This is a genomic window from Thiopseudomonas sp. SA1F2-1K (genome assembly GCF_057443035.1).
This window is the reverse complement of record NZ_CM172014.1, coordinates 1,789,356-1,797,500: the sequence shown is the minus strand read 5'-3', so window position 1 is coordinate 1,797,500 and position 8,145 is coordinate 1,789,356. Positions and strand designations below refer to the sequence as shown.

The following is an 8,145-nucleotide window of genomic DNA, read 5'->3' as shown; positions in this document are numbered from 1 at the left end:
GCACGCAGGAGGTCTGCGGTTCGATCCCGCATGGCTCCACCAATACATTACATGTAACTGTGACGAGAGATCAGAAATGAGTATTTCTTTGCTTGATTGAAATATTGATTTCTGATTTTTTAATCAGAACTGTTCTTTAAAAATTTAGGTATGTGATAGAAGTAAAAAAGACTAATTCATTACTTTCACTGGTAATGATTAGGCTAAGGTAAAATTTGCGAGTTCAAGCGAATTTTCGGCGAAAGTATCAAACCATTCACGACTGACTTTGAATAATCGCTGTGAAGCAGATTGTTTGGGGTTATATGGTCAAGTGAATAAGCGCATACGGCGGATGCCTTGGCAGTCAGAGGCGATGAAAGACGTGATAGCCTGCGATAAGCTTCGGGGAGGTGGCAAATAACCTTTGATCCGGAGATCTCTGAATGGGGAAACCCACCTAACATAAGTTAGGTATCTTGTACTGAATACATAGGTGCAAGAGGCGAACCCGGGGAACTGAAACATCTAAGTACCCGGAGGAAAAGAAATCAATTGAGATTCCCTTAGTAGTGGCGAGCGAACGGGGACCAGCCCTTAAGCTTCTTTAACGTTAGTAAAACACGGTGGGAAACGTGACCATAGTAGGTGATAGTCCTGTATACGAAAACGTTATAGAAGTGAAATCGAGTAGGACGGAGCACGAGAAACTTTGTCTGAATATGGGGGGACCATCCTCCAAGGCTAAATACTACTGACTGACCGATAGTGAACCAGTACCGTGAGGGAAAGGCGAAAAGAACCCCGGAGAGGGGAGTGAAATAGAACCTGAAACCGTATGCGTACAAGCAGTAGGAGCAGACTTTGTTCTGTGACTGCGTACCTTTTGTATAATGGGTCAGCGACTTATATTCAGTGGCAAGCTTAACCGAATAGGGAAGGCGTAGCGAAAGCGAGTCTTAATAGGGCGAATAGTCGCTGGGTATAGACCCGAAACCGGACGATCTATCCATGGGCAGGTTGAAGGTTGGGTAACACTAACTGGAGGACCGAACCCACTAATGTTGAAAAATTAGGGGATGACCTGTGGATCGGAGTGAAAGGCTAATCAAGTCCGGAGATAGCTGGTTCTCCTCGAAAGCTATTTAGGTAGCGCCTCATGTATCACTGCTGGGGGTAGAGCACTGTTTCGGCTAGGGGGTCATCTCGACTTACCAACCCGATGCAAACTCCGAATACCAGCAAGTGCGAGCATGGGAGACACACGGCGGGTGCTAACGTCCGTCGTGGAAAGGGAAACAACCCAGACCGTCAGCTAAGGTCCCAAAGTTATGGTTAAGTGGGAAACGATGTGGGAAGGCTTAGACAGCTAGGAGGTTGGCTTAGAAGCAGCCACCCTTTAAAGAAAGCGTAATAGCTCACTAGTCGAGTCGGCCTGCGCGGAAGATGTAACGGGGCTCAAACCATACACCGAAGCTACGGGTGCACTCTTTTGAGTGTGCGGTAGAGGAGCGTTCTGTAAGCCTGTGAAGGTGAGTTGAGAAGCTTGCTGGAGGTATCAGAAGTGCGAATGCTGACATGAGTAACGATAATGGGAGTGAAAAACTTCCACGCCGAAAGACCAAGGTTTCCTGCGCCACGTTAATCGACGCAGGGTGAGTCGGCCCCTAAGGTGAGACTGAGAAGTGTAATCGATGGGAAACAGGTTAATATTCCTGTACTTCTAACTATTGCGATGGAGAGACGGAGAAGGCTAGGCCAGCGCGGCGTTGGTTGTCCGTGTTTAAGGCAGTAGGCTGAGATCTTAGGCAAATCCGGGATCTTAAAGCCGAGAGCTGATGACGAGTCCTCTTATGAGGATGAAGTGGTTGATGCCATGCTTCCAAGAAAATCTTCTAAGCTTCAGATAGTTAGGAACCGTACCCCAAACCGACACAGGTGGTCGGGTAGAGAATACCAAGGCGCTTGAGAGAACTCGGGTGAAGGAACTAGGCAAAATGGCACCGTAACTTCGGGAGAAGGTGCGCCGGCTAGGGTGAAGGACTTGCTCCGTAAGCTCTGGCTGGTCGAAGATACCAGGCCGCTGCGACTGTTTATTAAAAACACAGGACTCTGCAAACACGAAAGTGGACGTATAGGGTCTGACGCCTGCCCGGTGCCGGAAGGTTAATTGATGGGGTTAGCGCAAGCGAAGCTCTTGATCGAAGCCCCGGTAAACGGCGGCCGTAACTATAACGGTCCTAAGGTAGCGAAATTCCTTGTCGGGTAAGTTCCGACCTGCACGAATGGCGTAACGATGGCGGCGCTGTCTCCACCCGAGACTCAGTGAAATTGAAATCGCTGTGAAGATGCAGTGTATCCGCGGCAAGACGGAAAGACCCCGTGAACCTTTACTATAGCTTTGCACTGGACTTTGAAGTTGTTTGTGTAGGATAGGTGGGAGGCTTTGAAACTGTGACGCCAGTTGCAGTGGAGCCATCCTTGAAATACCACCCTGGCAACTTTGAGGTTCTAACTCAGGTCCGTAAGCCGGATCGAAGACAGTGTATGGTGGGTAGTTTGACTGGGGCGGTCTCCTCCTAAAGAGTAACGGAGGAGTACGAAGGTGCGCTCGGGCCGGTCGGAAATCGGTCTAAGAGTATAAAGGCAAAAGCGCGCTTAACTGCGAGACCAACAAGTCGAGCAGGTACGAAAGTAGGTCTTAGTGATCCGGTGGTTCTGTATGGAAGGGCCATCGCTCAACGGATAAAAGGTACTCCGGGGATAACAGGCTGATACCGCCCAAGAGTTCATATCGACGGCGGTGTTTGGCACCTCGATGTCGGCTCATCACATCCTGGGGCTGAAGCCGGTCCCAAGGGTATGGCTGTTCGCCATTTAAAGTGGTACGCGAGCTGGGTTTAGAACGTCGTGAGACAGTTCGGTCCCTATCTGCCGTGGACGTTTGAGATTTGAGAGGGGCTGCTCCTAGTACGAGAGGACCGGAGTGGACGAACCTCTGGTGTTCCGGTTGTCACGCCAGTGGCATTGCCGGGTAGCTATGTTCGGAAACGATAACCGCTGAAAGCATCTAAGCGGGAAGCGTGCCTCAAGATGAGATCTCACTGGGATCTTGAATCCCCTAAAGGGCCGTCGAAGACTACGACGTTGATAGGTTGGGTGTGTAAGCGCTGTGAGGCGTTGAGCTAACCAATACTAATTGCCCGTGAGGCTTGACCATATAACACCCAAACAATTTGGGTCTGGTTGATACCAAAACAAACGAAAATTTAGTTGAACTCAAAACACCGAATCAACTACTATTACATACCTAATTCGAAGGCACGACTAAGCCGAGGCACACCTGCGCAGCCCACAACGGACCTTCTAAAGAATTGCTTGACGACCATAGAGCGTTGGAACCACCTGATCCCTTCCCGAACTCAGTAGTGAAACGATGTATCGCCGATGGTAGTGTGGGGTTTCCCCATGTGAGAGTAGGTCATCGTCAAGCGCCAAACAAAAAATCCCCTGTACGCACATCGCGACAGGGGATTTTTTTTGCCTAATGTTCATGGATTACATGCTCATCCTTGAGTGATACGCCTCCTGCGTTGTGCTGCTCCTACTTTCCTTAGTCTGATCAAAGCTTAGGTTGAGTGAGCTAAAAAGCAAATTTATAGCAGCAGAGGCTGTCTCTAACTGTTAAAATATTCAGCATGTCCCCGTAGCTCAGTCGGATAGAGCAAGTGCCTCCTAAGCGCTAGGTCGGAGGTTCAATTCCTCTCGGGGACGCCATTTTCTACACTATCTGCTTTTCTGGCAGTTAGATCACCTTCCTGACTATCGATAACTCAATATTTTGCCCTTTAAGCTGATCTAAAGTTTAAGCTATTTATGCAACCGATTCTCTTTAAGGTTGGTAAGATAAGGCATAAGCACTCAGTAGTAGCTGGTTAAAAATATGACAATAAAAAATATTGATGCTGGGCAGGGATATACCGCCTCCATGATGAACACTATGTGGTCGCGTTTAAGTTACCCACAAATTATTAAAGCTGCGCGAGCACGAAGTACGGCGTATGGGGTAAATGCCAGTGCCGATTCGTGTCTAAAACAGCAAATTAGCTTGGCTGAGTTGAGAAAAAATAATGGATTATTATTAGATGCAGCAGAGCCTGTTTTAGAGCGACTTACCGAGCAGTTCGCTAGCTTTCAAAGTGATGCGCTATTTATTTTAGCCAACCGCGAAGCAACGATTTTAAGTGTGGAAGGGCGCTCTGAGCAGCAGCAAGAAATCAGTGATGTAGCGCCTGGGGTATGTTGGAGTGAGAGTATCCGCGGGACTAACGCACTGGGAACCGCCTTGGTAGAAGCGCAGCCTATGTTGATTAACTGCGGCGAGCACTTTCTAGAACGTTTAGAGCGTTACTCATGCTCCTCGGTGTTGCTCAATGATGCCAATGGTGCTGTGACTGGCGTTTTGAGCTTGGCGCGTAAAGGCGCTTTACCTGAGACTCAAGACAGCTTGCTGATGCTGACCTTGACCGCCAGCTATATTGATCGACGTCTGTTTATCAGTAGTCAAAGCGAGCATATACGTTTGGCTTTTCATTGCAGTCCTAATTATTTGGATTCACCCTGGCAGGGTTTACTCTCAGTGAGTTTAGATGGCCATATTATGGCCGTGAATGATGCCGCCTGTGAGCTCTTAGGCCAGCCAAGGGAGTTATTGTTAGGGCAATCCTGCGAGACTTTTTTAGGTGGGCGAGTGCCCGCACTGAAACGGATTACTAAAGGCTTATATGGCAGCTTGAAAACCAAGCGCGGTAAGCTGTTTTATAAAATTCTGCAAATGCCAGAAACTGATGCTTTAGCCAGTTATGCACCGACTAAAGTGAAAAAACAGCCGAGCTATCTGACTTCTGCCAACCCAAAGTTTGAGAAAAACTTAGGACTCGCTCAACGTGGCTTTGCCAAAAATTTACCTATCTTATTATTGGGTGAGACCGGCACAGGTAAAGAGGTCATTGCCCGTCATCTGCATAATCAAAGTAGTCGTGCAGGGCAGCCTTTTGTTGCGGTTAACTGTGCAGCTATACCTGAAGGTTTAATCGAGTCTGAGCTATTTGGTTATAAAGAGGGAGCGTTCACCGGTGCGCGTCGTGGCGGAATGGCTGGTCGCCTGCAGCAGGCGCAGGGTGGCACGTTATTCCTAGATGAGGTCGGAGATATGCCTGTTGAGCTACAGGCGCGTTTATTACGTGTACTGCAAGAGCGTCATTTTACTCCTTTAGGTGGGGCTCAAGAGCAGCCGTTAAATATTGGTTTAATCTGTGCGACTCACCGTGATTTGCGGCAACATGTTGCGGATAAATCGTTTCGGGAAGATTTGTACTATCGAATTAACGGCATGAGCATGCAGCTGCCGGCACTCAGACAGCGGAATGATTTATCTCAGTTATGCGAATTGTTTTTAGCCAGAGAAGGTTTTACTAAAGTGACCTTAAGTGCTGATTTGCAGCGCTTATTTGCAGATTATCATTGGCCAGGAAATATTCGCCAGCTAGAAATGGTGATGCGCACTTTGGCTGCTCTAGCTGAGCCTGAACAGCAGTATTTCAATTTAGATGATTTACCCGATACTTTGTTAGAAGAATTACAAGAAGCCTTACCGCAAGATGCTGGTACCTGCATTCGTAGCAATGAAAACGAATTAATTCGCCAAGCTCTAATGAATCATGAAGGCAATGTTAGTGCGGCAGCGCGTGAGCTAGGCATTAGCCGAGCCACCTTATATCGTAAATTAAAGCAGTTGGACAACATATGGCGCGCTGGCTAGCAAAGCTGATTAGTAGCCAAGAACAGGCACGATTAGCGGATGCCCTGCACTGGCTGTACCAGTTTGTAAAACCACATCGAACTGCTATTTATGGGTTATTACTGCTGTCATTAATCGCCTCTGGCATTACTTTGTTGCAGCCGTGGCTGACTAAAATGTTGATTGATGATGGCTTGGTTGCGGGTAACTTTAATGCCTTGCTAGTAGTCGCCTTAGCGATGGTGAGTGTAGGCATACTAGGCACTGTGCTATCGGGGGTGAGTCGCTACTTCCATACCCGGTTATCTGGACGGATTTTATTTTCGTTACGTGATGCGCTCTATCAACACTTACAAAAACTGTCGCCTAGTTTTTATAGTCAATGGCGAATGGGCGATTTGTTTACACGCTTAGACGGTGATGTCGCTGAAATTCAGCGATTTGCTGTGGATGCGTTATTTTCGGCAATTTCCAATCTATTAGGATTATTAGGCGCGCTTATTTTGTTGGTAAGCCTGTCTTGGAAGTTGGCTTTATTAGTTTTAGTGCTAGTGCCACTTGAGTTGCTGTGGCTGCGTTGGATGCGACGTAAAGTTGAAAGCAATAGTCGAGCGCTACGTGAAAAGGCCAGTGATATTTCTTCGTTCATGGTGGAAACGTTACCAGCGATGAAATTTATTCAAGCCGCAGTGCAAGAAGAGCGTGAAGCTAGGCGTTTGCGTGAGTTATCAGGTAATTATTTACAGCAATTGCTGCGTTTACAGTTAACTGAGTTTTTTACGCAGGCGGTACCCAATCTTTTGACCTCCATTACTCGGGCAACGGCCTTTATTATTGGCGGCTATTGGGTGATTCAAGGGACTTGGCAGCTTGGAGCTTTAATCGCTTTTTCGACCTATTTGGGTATGGTGATTGGACCGGCACAAAGCTTGTTAGGGTTATATGTTTCCATTCAGCGAATGAGTGTCAGCCTGACTAGGGTGCAAGAGTTACAAGCAGCACCAATTGCTGTAACGAGTGAACAAGCGCGTCCGTTGCCAATTGAGTCACCAGGCAGGATTGAATTGCAGGGCGTAAGCTTTACTCATCAAGGAAGGGCTGAGCCGACCTTGTCTCAGGTAAATGCGCAATTTCAAGCGCGGCAAAAAATTGCCTTGGTTGGTGGTTCAGGGGCTGGAAAAAGCACCTTGATTGATTTATTGCAGCGCTTTTATTTGCCGCAAGAAGGGGTTATTTTGCTGGATGGACAGGATATTCAGCAGTTTGATTTAGCCGCGTTTCGGCGCAAAGTCGCAGTGGTTAGCCAAGACATTGTATTGTTTCGTGGCAGCTTAGCGGACAACTTACGCTATGTGGCGCCTGCAGCGACTGATGCAGAAATTTTAGCGGTGTTGCAGCAGGTGCAGTTGCAAGGATTGCTTGATCAGCTACCGCAAGGCATTGATACTCCACTTGCCGAGCGTGGGCAGCAATTGTCAGGTGGGCAGAAACAGCGTATTGCAATTGCTCGGGCATTATTACAGCAACCAATATTACTGATTCTAGATGAAGCGACTTCAGCGGTGGATGAAGCAACAGAGCAGCGTATCATGCAAGAAGTCGATCGCTTATTTGCCCGCTGCACACGGATTGTTATTAGTCATCGCAGTCATACCTGGCAGCAAGCTGATGCTTGCTGGCTCTTGCGTGATGGCCAATTGATACAGAAAAATTTAGCCAGGGTGATAAGTCATGTTTAAGCGCATTGGCATCGTCGATAGTGGCTATAGCCCAGAGCAAGCGTCTTATATATTTGCCAGTCAACGTCTTATGCTGACCGCTAAAGGAGTAGAGCAAACTCCTGTGCAGCCTGATGTTACCGGTCATGGTAGTGCAGTTATCGAGATTATTCGCATGCATCAGCCCAGGACGCGGTTTGCTGTAGCACAGGTATTTGATCAGGATCATCGTACCTCGGTTGAGCAGGTGGTGGCAGGGATTGATTGGTTGTTAGAGCAGCAGGTAGAGCTAATTAACTTAAGTCTTGGTCTACGGGAGCCGCAGCCTAGCTTGCATGCGGCCTTGCAAAGAGCAAAGGCGCTGGGGGTGTTATTGATGGCTTCTAGCCCTGCGATGGGGCCTAAGGTTTATCCTGCGGCTTATCCTGAAGTGATTAGCATCACCAGTGATGGGCGTTGTACTGAGCCTGCCCAGTTTTATCGTTTGAAGGTGGGCAATGCCCAGTTTGGCGCCCACGGGCATGGACCGAAACAGCACGTAGGATCCAGTATGGCCTGCGCGCATTTTGCTGGCTTATGGGCGAAAAATACACTGGAAGGTTAATCGGCTCAACGCAAACGAGCCAGCAATAGCTGGCTCGTTTATTG

Annotated in this window: 3 protein-coding genes, 2 tRNA genes and 2 rRNA genes (1 of these 7 cut by a window edge); all 7 read left to right on the top strand. The window is 48.0% G+C overall.

What is annotated here, in order from left to right; all coding sequences use genetic code 11:
• Positions 1 to 42, top strand: a tRNA-Ala gene (locus AC2T15_RS08710) (it extends 34 nt beyond the left edge of the window).
• 265 nt (positions 43 to 307) lie between these two features.
• Positions 308 to 3,199, top strand: a 23S ribosomal RNA gene (locus AC2T15_RS08705).
• 157 nt (positions 3,200 to 3,356) lie between these two features.
• Positions 3,357 to 3,472: ribosomal RNA gene (gene rrf / locus AC2T15_RS08700) — 5S ribosomal RNA — on the top strand.
• A 207-nt stretch (positions 3,473 to 3,679) separates the two neighbouring features.
• Positions 3,680 to 3,756, top strand: a tRNA-Arg gene (locus tag AC2T15_RS08695).
• 166 nt (positions 3,757 to 3,922) lie between these two features.
• A complete protein-coding gene (locus AC2T15_RS08690; protein ID WP_486778069.1) occupies positions 3,923 to 5,800 on the top strand; it encodes a sigma-54-dependent Fis family transcriptional regulator in 1,878 nt (625 codons plus the stop codon).
• The gene (locus tag AC2T15_RS08685) at positions 5,785 to 7,518 is read left to right on the top strand and encodes an ABC transporter ATP-binding protein (protein ID WP_486778068.1); all 1,734 of its coding nucleotides are present in this window, start codon (positions 5,785 to 5,787) and stop codon (positions 7,516 to 7,518) included. Before AC2T15_RS08690 ends, AC2T15_RS08685 begins: the two co-directional genes overlap by 16 nt.
• Positions 7,511 to 8,101: a subtilisin-like serine protease QhpE gene (qhpE, locus tag AC2T15_RS08680; RefSeq protein WP_486778067.1), complete on the top strand. Its 591-nt coding sequence runs from the start codon at positions 7,511 to 7,513 to the stop codon at positions 8,099 to 8,101. The genes AC2T15_RS08685 and qhpE overlap by 8 nt, the downstream gene beginning before the upstream one ends.
• Positions 8,102 to 8,145 lie beyond the last annotated feature (44 nt).